The organism is Pulveribacter sp. (assembly GCF_032079985.1).
In the GTDB taxonomy this organism is placed as follows: Bacteria; Pseudomonadota; Gammaproteobacteria; order Burkholderiales; family Burkholderiaceae_C; genus Melaminivora.
Genome location: NZ_DAMATK010000009.1, coordinates 58,831 through 79,814 on the forward strand (window position 1 = coordinate 58,831; position 20,984 = coordinate 79,814).

Genomic DNA, 20,984 nt, shown 5'->3' on the forward strand with positions numbered 1-20,984 from the left:
CGGGCTTAGCCCCTTAGAGGAATGAAGGCGGCGTAAGGCCTTGTGCCGACGCCGCCTTTGCCTTTGCCACCTGCGGTAGCCATAGCTGGAACTGTGCGCCTGCGCCCGGGCGGCTTGCCACCTGCACCCGCCCGCCGTGGCGCAGCACCACGGTACGTACGAAGGCCAGGCCCAGCCCCACGCCCTCGGTCCGCGCACTGCCCGCCTCCGGCTGGCCCGGCAGGCGGTTGAAGGGCTCGAAGATCTGCTCCTGCTGCTGCGGGCCCATGCCCGGACCTTCGTCCCGTATGCCGACGCACCAGAAGCCCTCCTGTGCCCGCAGCGTGCAGTGCACGGTGGCGCCCCTGGGACTGAACTTCAGCGCATTGCCCAACACGTTGGTAATGGCGCGCTGCACCCGGCCGGGGTCACCCGTGAAGGGCGCGGCCCGTTCGCTGGATTCCAGCCCCAGCCGCACCTGGCACTGTGCGGCGGCGGCCCAGGCGTCTTCCATGGCCTGCTGCAGCGCATGCAGCAGGTCGAAGGTTTCGTGCCGGTAGCTGTCGGCCTGGGCGCTGGCCAGACGCACGAAGTCCTGGGCCAGGGTCAGCGAGGCCTGGGCCTGGCGCTCGATGCGCGCCAGCAGCTCGTCCTGCGGCATGCGCCCGGGAAAGGCGTGATGCATCTCCAGCAGCGTGATGATGGACGCGACCGGGGCCCGGATGTCGTGCGAGATGAAGTGCAGCGCTTGGTCGCGCTGGCGCTGCGCGCGGCGCATGTCCGACAGGTCGACCAGGGTGATAAGCCAGATGGCGCTGCCGTCCAGCGAATAGTGCTGGCGCAGCAGCAGCACGTGCCTGTGCTGCCCATCACGCCACTCCCCGGGTGCAGGCGTGTCGCCGGTGGCCCAGTGGACCAGCGGTGGCAAGGCCTGGCCGTCGCGCGCGTCAGCCAGGTCACCCAGCAGCTGTTCCACCGGCAGGCCGGGCAGCGGGACGGTGATGGCTGGCTGGAAGTGCTGCTGGGCCGCAACGTTGGCCAGCAGCACCCGGCCTCCTGCGTCGCACACCAGGGTGGGCGAGGGCAGATGCTGCAGGCTGGCACTGACGAAATGATGCAGCCGGCGCAGGCGGGCGGAGGCTTCCTCCACCGTGGCGATACGCCGCTCCAGCGCGTCGCTGTACAGCGATGCGCGGTCCGGGCCGGGCAGGGGCACGTCCTGCTGCAGGGCCTGCATCTGCAGCTGCAAAAAGCGCGCGGCGGCGCTCAGCCGGCGCCAGCTCCACAGCGGATAGGCCAGGGCGATGCCGGCCAGGGCCGGCGTGCCGGCCAGCTGCCAGCCGCCCAGGGCCGGCGCCAGTGCCATGGCCGCCAGCACGGCCAGCGCCAGCAGGGCGCAGGCCAGCAGCCCGGCCAGCGGCCCCAGCATGACCATGGCCAGCAACGCCAGGGCCACGGGCGCCAGGTTGAACAGCAGCTGGGCGCCGCTGCCGGCCGGCTGCACGTGGGCGCCAGCCAGTTCGGCGTGCAGCGCGTGGGCGATCCATTCCACGCCGGGGATGCGCTCGCTGTGCAGCCCGGCCGGCGCGGCGAACATGTCGCCCAGGCCCACGGCGGTGGCGCCCACCAGCACGAACTTGCCGCGCAGGGCCTGCGGCGGCAGCCGGCCCTTGAGCACGTCCACATACGAATAGCGGGCAAACGGCGTGGGGCCGCCGGTGAAGGTGACGCTGCGCGGCTGGCTGCGAACCCAGGGCCCGTCCGCCGGGGCCGCGGCGCCGCGGCAGCCCGGCCGGGCCTGGCCGGCGGCGCACAGCAGCGCCGTGCCGATGTGCGGCCAGGGGCCCTGCGCCGGGCCTTCCAGCCCGAACAGGCGGCGCGCCACGCCGTCCTCGTCCAGGGCCACCTGCACATGGCCCAGCTGGGCGGCGGTGCTGCGCAGCAGGGGCAGGGGCGCGTCCACGCCGCTGGAGGCCAGGCTGCCGCGCCGGGCCACGGGCAGCACCACGCGGGCCGCGCGGCGCAGGGCCTGGGCCAGCAGCAGGTCGTCGCCGGGGTAGTCGGCGTCGGGCTCGCCGAACAGCACGTCCAGCGCCACGGCGCGCGGCTGCTGCGCACCGATGTGCGCCAGCACCTGCGCATGCAGGGCGCGGCGCCAGGGCCAGCGGCCGATGGCCTCGATGCTCTCGTCGTCGATGGCAATGAGAACGATGTCGCTGCTGGCCGGCAGGGCGCGCGCGCGCATGGCCAGGTCGTTGACCAGGTGGTCCAGCCGGCGCAGCGCGCCGCCGCTGCTCCACCAGGCCACCAGGGCCAGCAGCACCAAGGACAGCGCCAGCCATTCGCGCCGCAGGCCGGCGGCGCGCCTGCCGCGCATGGCGAAGGCCGTCAGGGCGCCGACAGCGGGCGGCCGTCGGCGGAGGTGATGGGCAGGCCGGTGCCGCTTTGCACGGCCGGCGGCAGCACGACCTGGCGCGGGGTGGAGAAGGCGCTCTCCAGTCCCGACGGATCGCGCGTGCGGATGCGCACCAGGTAGCTGCCGGGCGCCAGGGCCGGCGCCGCCCAGGCAGGCTCGGCCAGCTCTTCGTCCACCAGGGGATGCGCGAAGCCCGCTTCATCCGGCGCCAGCTGCAGCCTGAAGCGCTGGCCGGCGGCGCCCGGCCAGGACAGGCTGATGCGGCTGCCGCTTTCGCTGGCGGCGATGGCCTGCGCGCCCAGGGCGGGCGGTCGCTCGGCCACGGCAAAGGGCTGGGCCGGGCCGAAGGGGCCCTGGTCCAGCGCGCCGCCGGCCAGCTCGCGCACGCTGGCCGCGCGCCACTGGTAGCGGCCGGGTGCCAGTGTGGCCAGGGCTAGCGCGCACTGGCCAGCGCGGGTCTCGTCCAGCAGCGGCGCGGCGAAACCGGCCTCGCCCGCCACCTGGATGCGGTAGCGCGCTGCGCCCTGCACGGGGGTGCAGGCCAGCGTGCCCTGGCCGTGCGCCAGCGTGGCGCCGCCCAGCGGCGCCTGGGCCAGCGGGGCGACCGGATGCGCCTTCACGCGCACGGCGCGCTGCGCCCGCTGGCCGGGCAGGCCGGCGGCATCCATGGCGCGGGCGGCCAAGTAATAGTCGCCATCCGGGACGGCCGGCAGGCGCACTTGCGGGCCGGGCGCGGTGACGCTGCGCACGATGGCGGCGAACTGCGCGTCGCGCGCCACCTGCACCTGGTAGGCCGCGGCGCCTGGCACCGGCGCCAGCGCCAGCGTGAGGAAGTCGGCGTCCTCCAGCGTGGCCGGTAGCGCGTCCAGGGCGGGCGCGGGCAGCAACGGAGCGGGCGCGCCTACGGCGCCAGCCGCAGACACGACCACGCCGTGGCCCTGGGAGACCACCTGGGCACTTGCGTCTGCATCCGCCGTGCCGGGCGCCACGGCCAGCGCGCCCTCGGTCACGGCGGCCAGCGTGCGCCCGTCCGGCGCCAGCTCGACCAGGAAACGCGTGCCGCGCACGGCGGTACTGGCTGACGGGGTGCGGATCTCGAAGCGGCGCTGGCGCTGCGGTGGCTGCGGCGGCACGCTGGGCTCGACGCTGCCGCGCTCCAGCTGCAGCACGGACTGCGCATCGCCAGCCCGACCGCGCCGGCGCAGCTGCTCGATCTGCACCTGCGAGTCGGCCTGCACGCGCACCAGCGTGCCGTCGGCCAGCCGCACGGTGATGAAGGAATCGGTGCCGGCCTGCACGCGTGCGCCCTCGGGCAGGGGCTGGCCGGGCCGGGGCGCCTGGGGCTGGCCCCCGGGCAGCTGCACGCGCACGTCGCCCTGCGCGAAAGCCACCTCTGCGCTGCCCGCGGGCAGCAGGTGCAGGGGGATGCGCAGCCGCGAGCCGGGCCGCAGCCGGCGCGGGTCGGCCACGTGGTTTTCCTGCTGCAGTCCGGGCCACAGCCGGGCGTCACCCAGGTAGTGAGTGGCCAAGGCCTGCAGCGTGTCGCCGGGGCGCACGGTGTGCTCGATGGCGCTGGCGGGCTGGGCAAGGGCCGGGCCTGGCAGCGCCAGCAGCAGCGCCCAGGGCAGCAGGCGGCGCAGGGCTGGACTAGTCGTTGTCGTTGTTGTCATGGGCAAGGGCTTCCTGGGGGGCGTCCAGGGGCTTGACGGCCTCGAAGCGATAGCCCACGCCGTACACCGAGGTGATGGCGAAGCCGCTGGCCGGGCGCAGGTCCAGCACGGTGCGCAAGCGCGAGATGTGGGTGTCCAGCGAGCGCGAGATGACCTCGGCGCTGTGCCCCCAGATGGCCTCGCGCAGGTGGTCGCGCGACAGCAGCCGGCCCAGGTTCTGGAACAGAAACAGCGCCAGCTCGTATTCGCGCGCCTTCAGCGCCACGGGCTGACCGTCCATCAGCAGCTCGTGCGTCTCGGGCAGGAAGCGGTAGCGGCCGAACTCCAGGGGCCCGCCGGTGGCTGGCGGGTAGGCACGGCGCAGCAGGGCGCCGACGCGCGCGCCCAGCTCGGCCACGCGCACGGGCTTGGTCATGAAGTCGTCGGCGCCGCAGGCCAGGCCCTCGACGATGTCGGCTTCTTCCTGACGATGGGTGACGAAGAGGATGGGCAGCTGCGGCGCCAGCTGCTGGCGCACCTGGCGAACGATGTCCGGGCCGCTGGTGTCGGGCAGCTGCCAGTCGACGATGAGCAGGTCGTAGGTTTCGCGGCGCAGCGACTTGAGCAGCGCCGCCCCGGTGGCGAAGGTGTGGCAGGCATGGCCCATCGCGCCCAGTGCGTGCGTGAACAGCTCCAGCTGTAGCGTGTCGTCGTCCACTGCGGCGATGCGCATGCCCGTGCTCCCTTCTGCGATTATTGGTGTTTTCGGCCTCTAGCCCTTGCCAGTCAAGCGCAAGTAGCTATTGTTTTGATAGTCTTCATTCGTCCCTGGCCGCGGCCAGGGCCCGCAGCGCCGCGGCGGCCTCGCCGGGCTGCACGCCCTCCACGGGTGCCAGCTGGCCGGCCAGCTGCGCCAGGGCGTCGGGCTCGGCCTGCAGCCGGGCGATGGCTTGGCCGGCCTCGCGCGGGGCCTCGAAGCCGGTGCTTTGCAGCAGCACACGGCCGTCGGCGGCCACCAGCTTGAAGTAAAAGCGGCCGTCCTTTTCGCGGTACTGCTTGAAGCTGGGCAGGGCGGCAGCAGCGGCCGGCTTGGTCTTGGGCAGCGGCGTGGCGATGGCCGCGCTCAAGGGGCGCAGGCCGACGGCGGCGCGCAGGCGCTGCAGGAAGGGCTGGGCCTGGGCGCGGGCGCGCTGGGCACCTTGCTGCAGCACGGCCTCGACCTTCTCGGGGTGGGCCATCAGGTCGTCGTAGCGCGCGCGCATGGGCGCGATCTCGCGGTCGATGCGCTCGAACAGCTGCTGCTTGGCCTCGCCCCAGGCGATGCCGCCGGCGTAAGCGCGGCGCATGGCGTCCGTTTCCTCGGGCGTGGCGAAGGCCTGGTAGATCTGGAACAGGGCCGAGCCCTCGACCTGCTTGGGCTCGCCCGGCGCGCGCGAGTCGGTGACGATGGAGCCAATCAGCTTCTTCAGCTGTTCGCGCGGGGTGAACAGCGGGATGGTGTTGTCGTAGCTCTTGCTCATCTTGCGCCCGTCCAGGCCGGCGAGCAGGGCCACGTTGTCCTCTATGGCCGCCTCGGGCAGCGTGAAGTGGCTGCCGTACAGGTGGTTGAAGCTGGATGCCATGTCGCGCGCCATCTCGATGTGCTGCACCTGGTCCCGGCCCACGGGCACGTGGTGGGCGTTGAACAGCAGGATGTCGGCGGCCATGAGCACCGGGTACATGAACAGGCCGGCGGACACCCCGTCGTCGCCGTCGCGGCCGGCTTCGTGGTTCTTGTCCTGCGCGGCCTTGTAGGCGTGGGCGCGGTTGAGCAGGCCCTTGCCGGTCACGCAGGTCAGCAGCCAGTGCAGCTCGGGGATCTCGGGGATGTCGGACTGGCGGTAGAAGGTGACGTGCTGCGGGTCCAGCCCGGCGGCCAGCCAGCTGGCGGCGATCTCTAGCGTGGAGCGGTTCACGCGCTCGGGCTCCTGGCACTTGATGAGGGCGTGGTAGTCGGCCAGGAAGTAATAGCTCTCCACGCCGCCCGAGCGGCTGGCGGCCACGGAGGGGCGGATGGAGCCGACGAAATTGCCCAGGTGCGGGGTGCCCGAAGGGGTGATGCCGGTGAGAAAGCGCGTGGGTTCTTGCATGGATCAGGACAGGGAGGGGGTCAGCGCAGCAGCGCGACGAAGGGGGTCAGCAGCAGGTTGATGGCTTCGTAGCCCAGCGACATCAGCGGGCGCAGCCACAGCGAGCCCACCACGCCGGCCAGCACCAGCGCCAGCACGATGAAAAAGCCGTAGGGCTCGATGCGCGACAGCCACATCGCCTGGCGCATGGGCAGTAGGCCGGCCAGCACGCGCCCGCCATCGAGCGGCGGTAGCGGGAACAGGTTGAAGGCCCACATGACCAGGTTGACCAGGATGCCGGCGCGGGCCATCTGCGTGAAGAAGGGCTCTTCCACACCCGCGGCCACCAGCGCCACCAGCAGCAGCGCCCAGGCAATGGCCTGCACGAAGTTGGAGGCCGGCCCGGCCAGCGCCACCCAGACCATGTCGCGCTTGGGGTGCCGCAGGTTGCCGAAATTGACCGGCACCGGCTTGGCATAGCCGAAGACGAAGGCGCCCGAGGTGGAGAAGTACAGCAGCAGCGGCATCAGGATGGTGCCGATGGGGTCGATGTGCTTGATGGGGTTGAGCGTCATGCGCCCCAGCATGTAGGCCGTGTTGTCGCCGAAATAGCGCGCCACGTAGCCGTGCGCGGCCTCATGCACCGTGATGGAGAACAGCACGGGCAGGGCGTAGATCAGGATGGTCTGGATGATGTCGGAGGAGGGCACTCGCCGATTGTCGCGCATGGCGCCTGTCAGCCACGTCCCACAGGGCATGGGCGCTTGTCCGACAAGGGCTGGCGGGCCCCAGGTCCAACAATGCCGCGTAAGGCTCGGTGTGCAAGGCACCGGCTCAGACAAGAACAACCGGAGGTCCACGATGCACGCTTGGTACGCCCCCTTGAAAATTTTTGCGCTGGTGGTGGTGCTGCTCATGGCGGTGGCCATGGTCTACGCCGGCACCATGGCCATCACCTACTGGACCGGCATCAGCGTCTGAAGGCAGGGAGGCCACACCATGAACAAGCGCCAGACCCGGCTTTTCGCCATCGTCGCCACCGCCCTGTCGGCTGCGGCCTTCATCGGGCTGACCCTGGACAGCCACCGCCAGTTCGACCGCCTGACCAACGCCGAGTCCATCACGCCCGCCGTGACGCACGGCAAGAACGTCTGGCACAAGAACAACTGCATCAACTGCCACACGCTCTTCGGCGAAGGCGCCTACTACGCGCCCGACCTGACCAAGATCACCAAGCTGCGTGGCGAAGCTTACCTCACGGCCTATCTGAAGGACCCGTCCAAGTTCTACGACGAGCAGCGCCACCGGCGCCTGATGCCCAAGCAGGACCTCAGCGACGATGACATCGCTGGCCTGATCGCCTTTTTCGACTGGGTCAGCAACGTGGACAACCAGGGCTGGCCGCCGCGGCCCATTCTGGTCACCGGAGCGGCGCTGCCCGGCAGCGACCGCAGCGTGGAGCAGCAGACCAGCGGCGCCAAGGTCGAGCGCGGCGGCATCGAGCCGCCGCCGGGCGCGCGGCCGCTCGCCGGCGACGAGAATCCCATCGCCCTGGGCGAGCGGGTGTTCCGCACTGCCACGCCAGCCTGCACCGCCTGCCACTCGACCGCCCCGGGCGTGAACATGGCCGGCCCGTCGCTGGCTGGCGTCAAGGGTCGCACCGAGGCCCTGCTGGCCTCGCAGGACTACAAGGGCAAGGCCAAGGATGTGGAGGGTTACCTGCACGAGTCCATCGTGGAGCCCAGCGCGCACCTGGTGCCCGGGCCCATGTACTCGGCCGACGGCACCTCCTTCATGCCGACCACCTACGCCAAGGACCTCACGCCCGAGCAGATCGACCAGCTCGTGGCCTACCTGATGTCCCTGAAGTGAACGACCGACGCCGGAGCCCACCATGAGATACAAATCCCAATCCGTCGCCTACTGGTATTTCGCCGTCGCCGTCGCGCTGTTCGGCCTGCAGATCGTCTTCGGCCTGCTGTCGGCCACCAAGTACCTGGGGCCGGACCCGCTGCTGTACATCCTGCCGTTCGACGTAACCAAGATGATCCACACCAACGTGCTGATCGTCTGGGTGATCTGCGGCTTCATGGGAGCCACCTACTGGATGGTGCCCGACGAGTCGCGCACCGAGCTCTACAGCGTCAAGCTGGCCTACATCCAGCTCGTGATCTGGGTGGTGATGGGCGTGGCCACGGTGATTGGCTACCTGTTCCGCTACGGCACCGGCAACAAACTGTTGGAGCAGCCGCTGCCGTCCAAGCTGGCCATCGTCGTCGCCATGCTGATCTTCCTCTACAACATCGGCATGACGATCAGGAAGTCTGGCCGCTTCACCACGCCCGAGGGCGTGCTGCTGGGCGGACTGGGTTTGGCTGCGGTGCTGTATGTGCCGGCGCTGCTGGAGTACCACAACTACACGGTGTCCATCTTTTACCGCTGGTGGACCATCCACCTGTGGGTGGAGGGCGTGTGGGAGATGATCCAGGGCGGCTTCCTGGCCTACCTGCTGATCCGCCTGTCCGGCGCCGATCGCGAGGTGATGGAAAAGTGGCTGTACGTCATCGTCGGCCTGGTGTTCATCGCCGGCATCCTGGGCACGGCGCACCACTACTACTGGGTCGGCGTCCCGGCGTACTGGCTGCCCATCGGCGGCGTGTTCAGTGCACTGGAGCCGGCGGCCCTGGTCGGCATGGCCATGTACGCCTACTACGCCATGCGCCGCTCGGGGCTGGCGCACCCGAACAAGCTGGCCCTGCACTGGACGGTGGGCAGCGCCGTCTACACCATGTTCGGCGCAGGCCTGCTGGGCCTGGCCCACACCTTCCCGAGCGTGAACAAGTGGACGCACGGCACCCTGATCACCGCCATGCACGGCCACGCGGCCTTCTATGGCGCCTACGCCATGATCGTCATGGCCATGATCAGCTACGCCCTGCCATCGTTCACGCGCCGTCCGGAGGAGGGCACCTCCATGGGCTACACGGCCTTCTGGATGCAGCTGGCCGGCATGTTCGGCATGACGCTGTCGTTCGCCACCGCGGGCATCGGGCAGGTGTACCTGGAGCGCATCATGGGGATGGGCTACCTGGACGCGCAGCTCAAGATTCAGGTGCACTTCGTCATGCTGATCATCACTGCCTCCATCTTCGCCGTGGGCGTGGCGCTGTTCATCATCGACTTCTTCCGCTACCCGCTGCGCATGGAAGTGCGCACCGACGACCCGGCGCCGCGCCCCGTGCCGGCCCGGCCCGCCGCGGCGGTGGCCTGACGCGTGGTGGACGCGGCCACCTTCTCGCAGCAGCAGCCCGCGGGCGGCATCCACCCGGATGCCGCGTCCGAGCCTTACTACCTGCCCGGCGCCGACGAGGTCGAAGTCTTCGCCCAGTGCCACGCGCAGGGGCTGGCGGTGATGCTCAAGGGACCCACGGGCTGCGGCAAGACGCGTTTCGTCGAGCACATGGCGTGGCGCCTGGGGCGTCCGCTCATCACCATCTCCTGCCACGACGACCTGAGCGCGAGCGACCTGATCGGGCGCTTTCTCATCACCCACGACGGTACGGTGTGGCAGGACGGACCGCTGACCCGCGCCGTGCGCGAAGGCGCCCTGTGCTACCTGGACGAGGTGGTCGAGGCGCGCCAGGACACCGTGGTGGTGCTGCACCCGCTGACCGACCACCGCCGCCAGCTGCCCATCGACAAGACCGGCGAGCTGCTGCAGGCCGCGCCCGGCTTCGGCCTGGTGGTGTCGTACAACCCCGGCTACCAGCGCATGCTGAAGGACCTGAAACCCAGCACGCGCCAGCGCTTCGTGGCGCTGGACTTCGATTTTCCTGCGCCCGAGGCCGAGGCGCGCATCGTCGTGCGCGAAAGCGGTATCGCCGAGCCCGATGCGCGTGCGCTGGTGCAGCTGGCCGGGCGCCTGCGCGCGCTGCACGACCGCGGCCTGGCCGAGGTGCCCAGCACGCGGCTGCTGGTCGCTACAGCGCAGCTGGCGGTGCGCGGCGTCGAGCTGCGGCGGGCCTGCGTGCACGCCATCGTCGCGCCTCTGTCCGATGATGCCGCGCTGGCGGCTGCCATGCGTGACCTGGTGGATGCGACGTTTGTGTGAGCGGTGCACTGCCCTGCGGCTGCCTGGCGGTCTCCGGCCCCGGCACGCAACGCCTGCAGGAAAGGACAAGGCAGGGCAGCGCTCCACCCCACGTCCGCTATCCTTCGGCAGGCACGGTGCGCGCCTGCGTGGGCCGGAGCCCGCCGTTTCAGAAACGCGCGGAAAGAACGGCGCGCGCGGGCCGTGAAGCTATCGAAAATGGTGGCCAAAGGCCCTTTGAACGTCACAGCGGTGATCGCTTTTTTCCCCATGAAGCACCATGGCTGAAGCCGAAGACGTCATCACCGATGTCGCTCGCCACGCCACCGTTTATGCGCAGCGGCTGTGGCGCCGCCATCGCCCGCCGCCGCCCGGCCCGCCGGTGCTGCTGCTGGCCGACGTGGCGCCGCGGCTCGATCTGCTGCTGGCCGCTGCCCTCGGCCCGGGCCTGCGCCTGCGCCCGGCCCAGCTGCCGGCACCGCCCACCTTCCTGTCGCGCTGGCTGCAGCGCGGCGAGCCGCCGCCGTCCACCCGCCCCCTGCCGGCGACCGACGGCGCCAACCTGTGGCTGCCGCCGCAGCTGCCGGCCGACGCTGGGCCGGATGCCGCTGCCGGTGACTACCGCATCCTGGCGCTGGTGCACGGCCTGCGCGCCCAGCGCGGCGCGGCCCGCCATCTGCGCGATCTGCGTGACCCGCTGGAGCGTGCGCTGCTGACCTTGCTAGAGGCGCATGCCGCCGACCACGCGCTGCTGCACCACCTTCCCGGGCTGGGCGCCGCGCTGGCACGGCTGCGCGCCCAGGCCCTGGCGCAGCGTCCGCACAGGACCCAGCTGGCAACGCACCTGCGCCCGCTGGAGGCGCTGTTACAGGCACTGCTGCGCTCATCCGCCGACCAGCCATTGCGCCTGGCTGCCGTGGATCTGCCCACGGGCGCTGCCGGCGCAGACGAAGTGCTGCTCGCGCTGCCGGCTGACGTGACCCAGGTACGCGCGCGCGCGCTGGCGCTGGCGCCACGGCTGCGCCCGCCTGGCACGCCCGTGCGCCAGCAGCGCTGGCTGGTGGCCGACGCCTGGCTGGGCGAACTGCGCCCCGCTGCCAGCGCGCCCAGGGTGCACGGCACGGCTGGAGCGCAGGAAGACGTCGAGGGCCCTGGCGCTCCGACCCGCGCTGCCCGCCTGGCCCGTCGCCCGCAGGTGCGTGACGCGCTGGAGGACGAGGACGATGATGAGGGCCAGCCCGGCGCGTGGATGGTGCAAACCGCGCAGCCGCACGAACAGGCGGCCGACCCCATGGGCCTGCAGCGCCCTACCGACCGTGACAGCGACACGGCGGCCGAGGAGTTCGCCGACGCGCTGTCCGAGCTGCCGGAGGCGCGCCTGGTGGCCACCGCCGGCCGGCCCAAGGAGGTGCTGCTGTCCGACGACCCGCCCGAGGCGCTGGCGCGCCGTGCCGGCACGGCGGCCGCCGACACCGCAGCCGCCGACGACGCGCTGCCCTACCCGGAGTGGGACTGGCGCACCGGCACCTACCTGCCGCACGGCGCGACGGTGCGCCTGCGCGCCGCCGTGCCCGGTGCGCCCGAGTGGCTGGAGCAGACGCTGCAGGCGCACCGCGGCCGGCTGCACGAGGTGCGCCGGCGCTTCGAACTGCTGCGTAGCCGGCGTGTGCCCGTGCGCCGCCAGCTGGACGGCGACGACATCGATCTGGAGGCCTGCATCGAGGCACGCGCCGACTTCGCCGCCGGCCTGCCGCTGGCGCAGCGTCTGTATCGCAGCGAGCGCCGGCAGCGGCGCGACCTGGCCGTGCTGGTGCTGATCGACGTCAGCGGCTCGACCGATGCCTGGCTGTCGCCGGGGCGGCGCGTGATCGACGTGGCGCGCGAAGCGCTGCTGATGGTTTCGCTGGCGCTGGACGGCATGGGCACGCCGTTTGCCGTGCAGGCGTTCTCGGGCGAGGGGCCGCAGGGCGTCGTGGTGCGCAGTGTGAAGCGCTTTGGCGAGGCCTATGGCCAGGAGGCCGCGCTGCGCATTGCCGGGCTGGAGCCCGAGCACTACACCCGCGCCGGCGCTGCCCTGCGCCACGCCACCGCCACGCTGATGAAGGAGCCTGCGGCGCACCGCCTGTTGCTGCTGCTGTCGGACGGCAAGCCCAACGACGTGGACCAGTACGAGGGCCGCTACGGCCTGGAGGACATGCGCCAGGCGGCGACCGAGGCGCGGCTGCAGGGCATCGCGCCGTTCTGCCTGACCATCGACCGGCAGGCCGCCAGCTACCTGCCCGCCGTGTTCGGCCCGCACCACTACGCGCTGCTGCAGCGGCCCGAGCGCCTGCCCGAAGTGCTGCTGGAGTGGCTGCGCCGGCTGGTGCTGCAGTAGCTTGAACTACTGTTTTGATAGCTGCCCGCGCTTGACTGGCGGGCGCTGGAGGCCAAAAAGGCCTTGAATCAGAGCCCCAGCCTGGCCAAACTGCCCAGGCCCTCGCGCACCACCACCGGGTCGCCGCCGGTGTTCATGGGCGTCAGGTCCAGCACCGTGGTCTGCTCCAGCGGGCAGCCGCCCGCATCCACCACGCCATCGATGACCTTGCCGAAGCGCTCGCGGATCTCGTCGGGATCGTTCAAGGGCGCGGTCTCGCCGGGCGGGATCAGCGTGGTGGCCAGCAGCGGCGCGCCGTGCAGCTCCAGCAGCAGCTGCAGGCCCTTGCGGTCGGGCACGCGCAGGCCGATGGTCTTGCGCTGCGGGTGGCTGACGCGGCGCGGCACTTCCTTGGTCGCTTCCAGGATGAAGGTGTAGGGGCCGGGCGTGCCCAGTTTCAGCAGCCGGAATTGGCGGTTGTCCACCTGGGCGTAGCTGGCCAGCTCCGACAGGTCGCGGCACAGCAGCGACAGCAGCTGCTTTTCGTCGATCTGGCGCACGCGGCGCATGCGATCCACCGTGGCCTTGTCGTCCAGGCGGCAGACCAGGGCATAGCTGGAATCCGTGGGCACGGCCAGGATGCCGCCGCCGGCCAGCAGCTTTTGCGCCTGTTGCAGCACGCGTGGCTGTGGGTTGTCGGGGTAGACCTCGAAGAGCTGTGCCATGTCTGCTTTCGTCTTTCGTTCTTATTGCTGCAGCGCTTCATGCGGAGGGCGGGGTGCGCGCAGGATGCGGTCGTCCAGCAGCTTCCACACGGGCGTCAGCTGCCCCGGCAGGTCGGGCAGGGCGCCCAGGTCGGTGTGCGATTCGTCGGGGCTGTGGAAGTCGCTGCCGCGCGAGGCCACCAGGCCGAACTCCTGCGCCATGGCGGCATAGACCGGGTATTCGGAAGGCATGTGGCTGCCCGTGACCACCTCCACGCCCTGGCCGCCGTGCTGCTTGAACTCGGAAAACAGCGCGTATTCCTCGGTCGGCGTGAAGCGGTAGCGCCCAGGGTGGGCGATGACCGCGACGCCGCCGGCTTCGTGGATCCAGCGCAGCGCGTCGCCCAGGGTGGCCCAGCGGTGCGGCACGTAGCCCGGGTGGCCTTCGGTGAGAAAGCGGCGGAAGACCTCGCTGGTGTCGCGGCACACCCCGGTCTCCACCAGGTGCCGGGCGAAGTGCGTGCGCGAGATCAGCTCGGGGTTGCCCACATAGCGCAGTGCGCCTTCGTAGGCGCCCCGGATGCCCACCTGGGCCAACTGGCGCGCGATCTCCTGCGCGCGCTCGCCGCGTCCGCCGCGCGTGGCCGACAGGCCTTGGGCCAGCTGCGCATCGTCGGCGTCGAAGCCTAAGCCGACGATGTGTACCGTGGTGTCGGCAAAGGTGACGGAGATCTCCACCCCGGTCAGATAGTCCATGCCCAGGGCGTGGGCGGCGGCCATGGCGCGGTGCTGGCCGCCGATCTCGTCGTGGTCGGTGAGGGCCCACAGCTGCACGCCATTGCCATGCGCTCGTGCGGCCAGCGCTTCGGGCGTGAGCGTGCCGTCGGAGACGACGGAATGGCAGTGCAGGTCGGCGTTGAGGAGGAGAGTCACGAGTGCATTGTAGGGACGGGGTGCCAGAGGGCGGCTGTCAGCCAATGCTGGCGACGGATGCGCGGAAATGGGTCTGTTTGTAAATTAATGTTTAATGGTGAGACACTATGTGTAGAAGCTTGCCCGGTACCCATGCTGCGCGCGCCCCGGGGCCGTTTTGCGAAGAAGGTGACGTTTCCGATGAACATTCGACAGTTCTCATTGCGCCATAAGTTGTGGGGCATCATCTTGGGCCTGATGGCCACCATGCTGTTGCTGCAGGGTGGCCTGCTGTTCTACACGCTGGGCGTGCTCGACCGCTCGGCGCAGCGGGTCGATGCCGCGGAGCGGCAGATCAGCCTGGCCACGCGCTGGCAGGGCGCCACGGCACTGGCCATGCACCAGGCCGTGATGGCCGTGAGCGTCACTGATAGCGACTTGGAGAAGCGCACCCGGCAGGAGTCGCGCGCAGGCATCGAGGTGATGGACCAGCTGCGCCAGGAGGTGTCGGCCAGCGCCACCGCGCCCGAGGCGCAGGCGCAGCTCGAGCGCATCGGCCAAGCGCATCAGCAGGTGCTGGAGCTGAACACGCAGGCCGAGAAGCTGCGTGGCGACGCGGATTTCTCCGGCGTCGAGGCCCTCGCCGAAGGCCAGCTGCGTCCGGCCGTGCAGCGCTACGCCGCGGAGCTGGATGCGTTCGTGAAGCTGCAACAGGGCGAGCGCGATGCGGCCCGCGATGAGGCGGCCCGCCAGCGCACGCGCACCCTGGCCATTGGCGCGGTGGTAGCACTGATCGTGGTGGCCATGGGTCTGGTGCTGGCCGGGCTGCTGGTGCGTTCCATTACCCGGACGCTGGACCGCGCAGTGGGTCTGGCCGACGCCATCGCCGCCGGAGACCTGACGCAGGACATGCGCGAGGAGCGCTCCGACGAGCTGGGCCAGCTGCTGCGCGCGCTCTCGGCCATGGGCGCGCGGCTGCGCGGCGTGGTGGCCGAGGTGCGGTCGGGAGTGGAATCGATATCCAGCGCCTCCAGCGAGATCGCCAGCGGCAACCAGGATTTGTCCTCGCGCACCGAACACGCGGCGGCCAGCCTGCAGGAGACAGCGGCCAGCATGGAGCAGTTCACCTCCACCGTCACCCAGGCCGCCGACACCGCACGCCAAGCCAACCAGCTAGCCGCCACCGCCGCCCAGGCCGCCGAGCGCGGCGGCGAGGTGGTGGGCCAGGTGGTGGGCAGCATGCAGCAGATCACCGACTCCAGCCGCAAGATCGCCGACATCATCGGCGTGATCGACGGCATCGCCTTTCAGACCAACATCCTGGCGCTCAATGCTGCGGTGGAGGCGGCCCGCGCCGGCGAGCAGGGCCGGGGCTTTGCGGTGGTGGCCGGGGAAGTGCGCAGCCTGGCCCAGCGCAGCGCCGAGGCGGCCAAGGAGATCAAGCAGCTCATCACCACCAGCGTGGACAACGTGCAGACCGGCTCCGCCCAGGTGGAGCAGGCAGGCCAGAGCATGCAGGACATCGTCACCAGCGTGCGCCGCGTAAGCGACCTGATCGGCGAGATCACCGCCTCCTCCACCGAGCAGCGTGATGGCATCTCCCAGGTCAACCAGGCCGTGGCCAACCTGGACCAGATGACGCAGCAAAACGCCGCCCTGGTGGAGGAGTCCAGCGCCGCCGCGGCTGCCATGCACGAGCAGGCCCAGCGCCTGGCGCAGGTGGTGTCGGTGTTCAACGTGGGCGCGGGCGCTCCGGCCCCGGCTCCAGCCCCCCGCCGCATTGCAGCGCCCGCATCCGCGCCTGCAGCACGGGTTGTGGCACCCGCCGTGGCCCGGGCCAGGCCTGCTGCCAGCCCGATGCCCACACCGGCTCCCGCCCCGCGGCCAAAGATCGCTGCGCCCAGTCGCTCCCCGGTAGTCGCGGGCGCCGAGGACGAATGGGAAAGCTTCTGACGGCGAGCCTCCCCAGCGGCCCAAGATGAGAGCTGCCGGCGCCCGCTCCATGGGCACCGGCAGCTCTTTTAGGTGCAACATTGCCGCAGGCTCTGGGGATATCTACTATTCTTGTCAAATTGTTAACGCATTGTGGCCGCCGGGGAGAACTGACATGGATTTGGGTATTGCAGGCAAATGGGCCTTGGTGTGCGGCGCCAGCAAGGGGTTGGGCCTGGGCTGCGCGCAGGCGCTGGTGCGCGAAGGCGTGAACCTGGTCGTGAATGCGCGCGGCGCCGATGCGTTGCACCAGGCTGCTAGCCGATTGATAGCTGCCGGCGCTGATGGGGCAAGGGCTAGAGGCCAAAACAACTCTCAACCGCAAGTCATCGCCGTGGTCGCCGATATCACCACACCCGAAGGTCGCGCCGCCGTGCTGGCCGCCCCCGGCGGGCCGGGCGCGCAGCTGGACATCGTGGTGACCAATGCCGGCGGCCCACCGCCTGGCGACTTTCGCGACTGGGACCGCGACGCCTGGCTGGCGGCCGTAGAGGCCAACATGCTCACCCCGATCGAGCTGATACGTGCCGTGGTGGACGGCATGGCGCAGCGCGGGTTCGGGCGCATCGTCAACATCACCTCCAGCTCCGTGAAGGCACCCATCGACATCCTGGGCCTGTCCAACGGCGCGCGCAGCGGGCTCACCGGTTTTGTCGCCGGCGTGGCGCGCAGCGGCATCGCCGCGCGCGGGGTGACCATCAACAACCTGTTGCCTGGCCGCTTCGACACCGACCGCCTGGCCGCCACCCTGCGCGCCGCCCGCGCCCAGTCCGGCCGCAGCGACGATGAAGAGCGCCGCGTGCAACAGGCCCGCATTCCCGCCGGGCGATTCGGCACGGCCGAGGAGTTCGGCGCCATCTGTGCCTTCCTGTGCAGCGTGCACGCCGGCTACATCGTCGGGCAGAACGTGCTGGCCGATGGCGGCGCCTACCCCGGTACGTTCTGACACCCACCGCCGGGAAGCGCCCATGCACGAGCCACGCCCTTGCACGCTGGCGCGCCGCGCCGGCCGGGCGCTGGCCGGGGCGCTGCTGGCGCTGACGACCGTCCTGGGCGGCCCGGGCGCAGCGGCCGTCGCAGCCGCAGAGGCCCCTTTCAAGATGCGCGTCGTCGGCGGGCTGGCCGGCATCACGCAGTACACGCAGCTGGAGGCGCCCTTCTGGACGCGCGACCTGGCGCGCCTGAGCGGCGGGCGCTTCACCGCCGAGATCGTGCCCTTCGACCGGGCGGGCGTGCCCGGCAACGAAATGCTGCGGCTGCTGCGCCTGGGCGTGGTGCCTTTCGGCACCGTGCTGGTCAGCTCACTGTCGGCCCAGTACCCCTTCTACACGGCCCCCGACCTGCCGGGTCTGAACCCCGACATGGCCACCCTGCGTGCCAACTTGGCGGCCGTGCGCCCGGCGCTGGAGCGGGCGCTGCGCGACGAGCAGGGCATCGAGCCGCTGGCCCTGTACGTCTACCCGGCGCAGGTGCTGTTTTGCCGCGACCCGCTGCGCGGCCTGGCGGACCTGCGCGGGCGCTCGGTACGCGTGTCCTCGGCGGCGCAGGGCGACTTCGTGGCCGCGCTGGGCGCCAAGCCGCGGCTGGTGCCCTTCGCCCAGATGGTGCAGAGCGTGCAGGGCGGCGCGCTGGACTGCGCGTTGACTGCCGCCATGTCCGGCAACGCCATGGGCCTGCACCAGCACACCGGCTACCTCTACCCCATGCCCATCACCTGGGGGCTGGCCATCTTCGGCGCCAACCAGGCGGCCTGGCAGGCGCTGCCGCAGGAGCTGCGCACGCTGCTGCGCACCGAGCTGCCGCGCCTGGAGACGGCCATCTGGCTGAGCGCCGAGGAGGAAACCAGCCGCGGCCTGGCCTGCAACACCGGTAGCGCCAGCTGCACCAGCGGGCGACGCGGCGCGATGGCGCTGGTGCCCGTCAGCCCGCAGGATGATGCGCGGCGCCAGAGCATTCTGCGCACCTCCGTGCTGCCGCGCTGGCTGGAGCGCTGCGGCGCACCCTGCGCCCGGCTGCCCGTGGGCAGCGGCCGTTCGTCCGGGGCCGCCGCCCCGCAGGGCCCGCCATGATGAAAATCGCCGCCGCCGCGCCCGGCCGCCGTCCCTATGCCCTGGTCTGGGCCCTGGTCGTTGCCCTGGTGCTGGGGCTGGCCCTGGCCGTGACGGCATTGTTGTGGAGCCAGCGCAACGCCCAGTTGGCCGAGGCCGAGGCCCAGCTGGGCCGCTTCGCCACCGGGGCCGAGGTCGGCATGAACCGCGCGCTGCTGGCGCTGGACGTGCTGCTGGCCACTCTGGAGCAGGTGGTCCCCGCCGCCGAGGCGCCGGACGCCCCCGTGTCCGCCCAGCTGCTGGCCGCCATGGCGCGCCAGAACCTGATGGTGCGCGAGGTGGCGCTGCTGGACGGGCAGGGCACGCCCGTCCTCGTACCGGTGCCGGGTGCCTCCATGCAGGTGCCGCCGGACTTCGTGGCTGCGGCCCTGGCGCCGGCGGTGCCCATGCTGGTTGTCAGCAACCCCCTGGTCAGTTCGCGCAGCGCCGAGCGCGTGCTCTACGTGGCCCGCGCCCTGCGCGCCCCGGGCGGCGGGCGCTGGCTGGCCGTGGCCCAGGTGCCGGTGGACGCGCTGGTGGCCGTGCTGCTGCAGGGCATGCCGCTGACCGGGGCCGAGGTGACGCTGGAGCGTGGGCGGGGTGACCTGCTGGTGGGCCTGGCTCCTGCCCAGGGCCTGATGGAGGGCGAGCGTGCCAGCGGCCCGCCGCTGGCCCGAGTGGCCTTGGAGGGCGGCTTGCCGTCCTGGCATGGCAGCACGCGACTGCTGAGCACGCCAGGCCTGGTGGCCATGCGCCCGCTGATGTATGAGGACTTGTGGGTGACCGCCAGCCTGCCGCGCGAGGCCGCGCTGGCCGACTGGAGTGTGCAGTCGCAACTGATCATCGGCGCGGCGCTGGCCCTGGGCCTGACCATGGTCGCGGCTGGCGTACTGGCCACGGTCCACCTGCGGCGCATGCACCGCGCGCGCGCCGTGGTGGCGCAGTCCAAGGCGCTGCTGGACGAGGCCCTGGGGGCCATGCTCAGCGGCTTCATGCTGCTGGACGCACAAGGCAACGTGGTGCAGTGGAACCAGCGCTTCGAAGAATTCTTTCCCTGGCTGGCCGGCGTGGTGCGCCCGGGCGTGTCCTTCCAGCGCGTGTTGCAGACCACGGTGCACTACCACCTTCCAGGCGCCAGCCCGGAGGACAAGCGCGCCTGGGTGGAAGAGCGACTGCGCCGCCACGGCAGCGCCAGCGGCACGCTGGAGCAGCGCCTGCCCAGCGGGCGGCACGTGCAGGTCATCGAGCAGCCCACGCCCGACGGCGGCCTGGTCATCCTGTACCACGACCTGACCGAACTGCGCCGTGCCACGGCCGAGGTCGAGCACCTGGCCTTCTACGACCCGCTCACCGGCCTGCCCAACCGCCGCCTGCTGCTGGAGCGTATCGAACAGGCCTGCGTCGCCGCCCAGCGCGCGGGCAGCCACGGGGCCGTGCTGTTCATCGATCTGGACCACTTCAAGACCCTGAACGACACCCTGGGCCACGAAACGGGTGACGAACTGCTGCGCCAGGTGGCCCGCCGGCTGGAGGCCGGCGTGCGCGCCGGCGACCTGGTGGCACGCCTGGGCGGCGACGAATTCGTGGTCATGCTGCTGGATCTGGCCGGCGACGCGCCTACCGCCACGGTCCAGGCTCGCGCCGTGGCCGAGCAGATCGTGGCGCTGCTGGCGCGGCCCTATTCGCTGACCGGCCAGCTGCACCACGGCGGCGCCAGCCTGGGTGTGACGCTGTTCGGCGCCGAAGTGCAGACCGCCTCGGAAGTGCTCAAGCAGGCCGACATCGCCATGTACGAGGCCAAGGCCCGCAGCGGCAACGGGCTGTGCTTCTTCGACCCCTCCATGCAGGTGGCCCTGAGCGAGCGCGCCCGGCTGCTGGCCGACCTCAAGCGCGCCCTTCCTGCCGAGCAGTTCGTGCTGCACCTGCAGCCGCAGCTGGACAACCAGGGCCAGGTGGCCGGTGCCGAGGCCCTGCTGCGCTGGCAGCATCCCGAGCGCGGCCTGGTGCCGCCCGGCCAGTTCATCGCCGTGGCCGAGGACAGCGAACTCATCGTGCCCATCGGCCGCTGGGTGCTGGAAAGCGCCTGCCGGATGCTGGCGCGCTGGCAGGACGACCCGGCGTTGCGCGAGCTGTGCCTGAGCGTGAACGTCAGCGCCCGGCAGTTCCGCCAGCCCGACTTCGTGGACCTGGTGCTGTCCAGCCTGGCCGCCAGCGGCGCGCGCGCTCACCGCCTGGAGCTGGAGCTGACCGAGTCGCTGGTGTTGGAGGACGTGGACGACTCCATCGCCAAGATGCACCGCCTGCGCACCCGCGGTGTGCGCTTCGCGGTGGACGACTTCGGCACCGGCTACTCATCTCTCGCTTACCTGACACGCCTGCCGCTGCAGCGGCTGAAGATCGACCGCTCCTTCGTGCAGCACCTGGGCGAGAGCCACAGCGACGACGTGGTGGTGCAGACCATCCTGGGCATGGCGCGCAACCTGGCGCTGGATGTGGTGGCCGAAGGGGTGGAGACGCAGCAGCAGTGCGATTTTTTAGCGGTGCATGGGTGCGAGGTGTACCAGGGGTACTTGTTTGCGCGGCCCATGCCGGTGGGGGAGTTCGAGGAGTACGTGAAGGGGCGTGCGCGGTAGGAGTTTTTTTGATGTCGCTGGCCGGGTCTCGCCCCGGCGGGCGACCTCCTTTTCTTGC

15 protein-coding genes are annotated in these 20,984 nt (G+C 71.1%); 8 read left to right on the top strand and 7 right to left on the bottom strand.

Going from position 1 to position 20,984, the window contains the following annotated elements:
• Positions 1 to 13 precede the first annotated feature (13 nt).
• The 5 genes from RT282_RS16115 to RT282_RS16135 form a co-directional block, all read right to left on the bottom strand.
• On the bottom strand, positions 14 to 2,356 hold the full coding sequence (locus RT282_RS16115; protein WP_313315922.1) for a CHASE2 domain-containing protein: 2,343 nt from the start codon (positions 2,354 to 2,356) through the stop codon (positions 14 to 16).
• Positions 2,357 to 2,367: 11 nt separating this feature from the next.
• On the bottom strand, positions 2,368 to 4,065 hold the full coding sequence (locus RT282_RS16120; protein WP_313315923.1) for a FecR domain-containing protein: 1,698 nt from the start codon (positions 4,063 to 4,065) through the stop codon (positions 2,368 to 2,370).
• The gene (locus tag RT282_RS16125) at positions 4,043 to 4,777 is read right to left on the bottom strand and encodes a response regulator transcription factor (RefSeq protein ID WP_312306935.1); all 735 of its coding nucleotides are present in this window, start codon (positions 4,775 to 4,777) and stop codon (positions 4,043 to 4,045) included. Before RT282_RS16125 ends, RT282_RS16120 begins: the two co-directional genes overlap by 23 nt.
• Before the next feature lie 85 nt (positions 4,778 to 4,862).
• A complete protein-coding gene (locus tag RT282_RS16130) occupies positions 4,863 to 6,173 on the bottom strand; it encodes a tryptophan--tRNA ligase (protein WP_313315925.1) in 1,311 nt (436 codons plus the stop codon).
• Positions 6,174 to 6,193: 20 nt separating this feature from the next.
• A complete protein-coding gene (locus tag RT282_RS16135) occupies positions 6,194 to 6,880 on the bottom strand; it encodes a site-2 protease family protein (protein ID WP_409519501.1) in 687 nt (228 codons plus the stop codon).
• 271 nt (positions 6,881 to 7,151) lie between these two features.
• Here RT282_RS16135 and RT282_RS16140 point away from each other — a divergent pair, with 271 nt between their 5' ends.
• The 4 genes from RT282_RS16140 (at position 7,152) to RT282_RS16155 (ending at position 12,619) form a co-directional block, all read left to right on the top strand.
• Positions 7,152 to 8,024, top strand: coding sequence for a cytochrome c (locus RT282_RS16140; protein ID WP_313315928.1), 873 nt, complete (start codon positions 7,152 to 7,154; stop codon positions 8,022 to 8,024).
• Between the two features lie 22 nt (positions 8,025 to 8,046).
• Entirely contained in the window at positions 8,047 to 9,423 is a 1,377-nt protein-coding gene (locus tag RT282_RS16145) for a cbb3-type cytochrome c oxidase subunit I (RefSeq protein ID WP_312306931.1), read from the top strand.
• Positions 9,424 to 9,429: 6 nt separating this feature from the next.
• Positions 9,430 to 10,263: a CbbQ/NirQ/NorQ/GpvN family protein gene (locus tag RT282_RS16150; protein WP_409456830.1), complete on the top strand. Its 834-nt coding sequence runs from the start codon at positions 9,430 to 9,432 to the stop codon at positions 10,261 to 10,263.
• A 259-nt stretch (positions 10,264 to 10,522) separates the two neighbouring features.
• Positions 10,523 to 12,619, top strand: a complete 2,097-nt coding sequence (locus RT282_RS16155; RefSeq protein ID WP_313315930.1) for a VWA domain-containing protein — start codon at positions 10,523 to 10,525, stop codon at positions 12,617 to 12,619.
• A gap of 68 nt (positions 12,620 to 12,687) precedes the next feature.
• On the opposite strand, the gene RT282_RS16160 is transcribed toward RT282_RS16155, so the two are convergent.
• Positions 12,688 to 13,323 (bottom strand): L-threonylcarbamoyladenylate synthase, encoded by a 636-nt coding sequence (locus RT282_RS16160; protein ID WP_313080646.1) that lies wholly within the window; start codon positions 13,321 to 13,323, stop codon positions 12,688 to 12,690.
• Between the two features lie 21 nt (positions 13,324 to 13,344).
• Positions 13,345 to 14,235, bottom strand: coding sequence for a 3',5'-nucleoside bisphosphate phosphatase (locus tag RT282_RS16165; RefSeq protein WP_313315932.1), 891 nt, complete (start codon positions 14,233 to 14,235; stop codon positions 13,345 to 13,347).
• Between the two features lie 180 nt (positions 14,236 to 14,415).
• Here RT282_RS16165 and RT282_RS16170 point away from each other — a divergent pair, with 180 nt between their 5' ends.
• From RT282_RS16170 to RT282_RS16185, 4 genes are all read left to right on the top strand, one after another.
• Positions 14,416 to 16,167, top strand: coding sequence for a methyl-accepting chemotaxis protein (locus RT282_RS16170; protein ID WP_313315933.1), 1,752 nt, complete (start codon positions 14,416 to 14,418; stop codon positions 16,165 to 16,167).
• A 154-nt stretch (positions 16,168 to 16,321) separates the two neighbouring features.
• Positions 16,322 to 17,152: an SDR family oxidoreductase gene (locus tag RT282_RS16175; protein ID WP_313315935.1), complete on the top strand. Its 831-nt coding sequence runs from the start codon at positions 16,322 to 16,324 to the stop codon at positions 17,150 to 17,152.
• A 22-nt stretch (positions 17,153 to 17,174) separates the two neighbouring features.
• Positions 17,175 to 18,275, top strand: coding sequence for a TRAP transporter substrate-binding protein (locus RT282_RS16180; RefSeq protein WP_409519502.1), 1,101 nt, complete (start codon positions 17,175 to 17,177; stop codon positions 18,273 to 18,275).
• Positions 18,272 to 20,926, top strand: coding sequence for an EAL domain-containing protein (locus RT282_RS16185; protein WP_313315937.1), 2,655 nt, complete (start codon positions 18,272 to 18,274; stop codon positions 20,924 to 20,926). Before RT282_RS16180 ends, RT282_RS16185 begins: the two co-directional genes overlap by 4 nt.
• Positions 20,927 to 20,984: the final 58 nt, after the last annotated feature.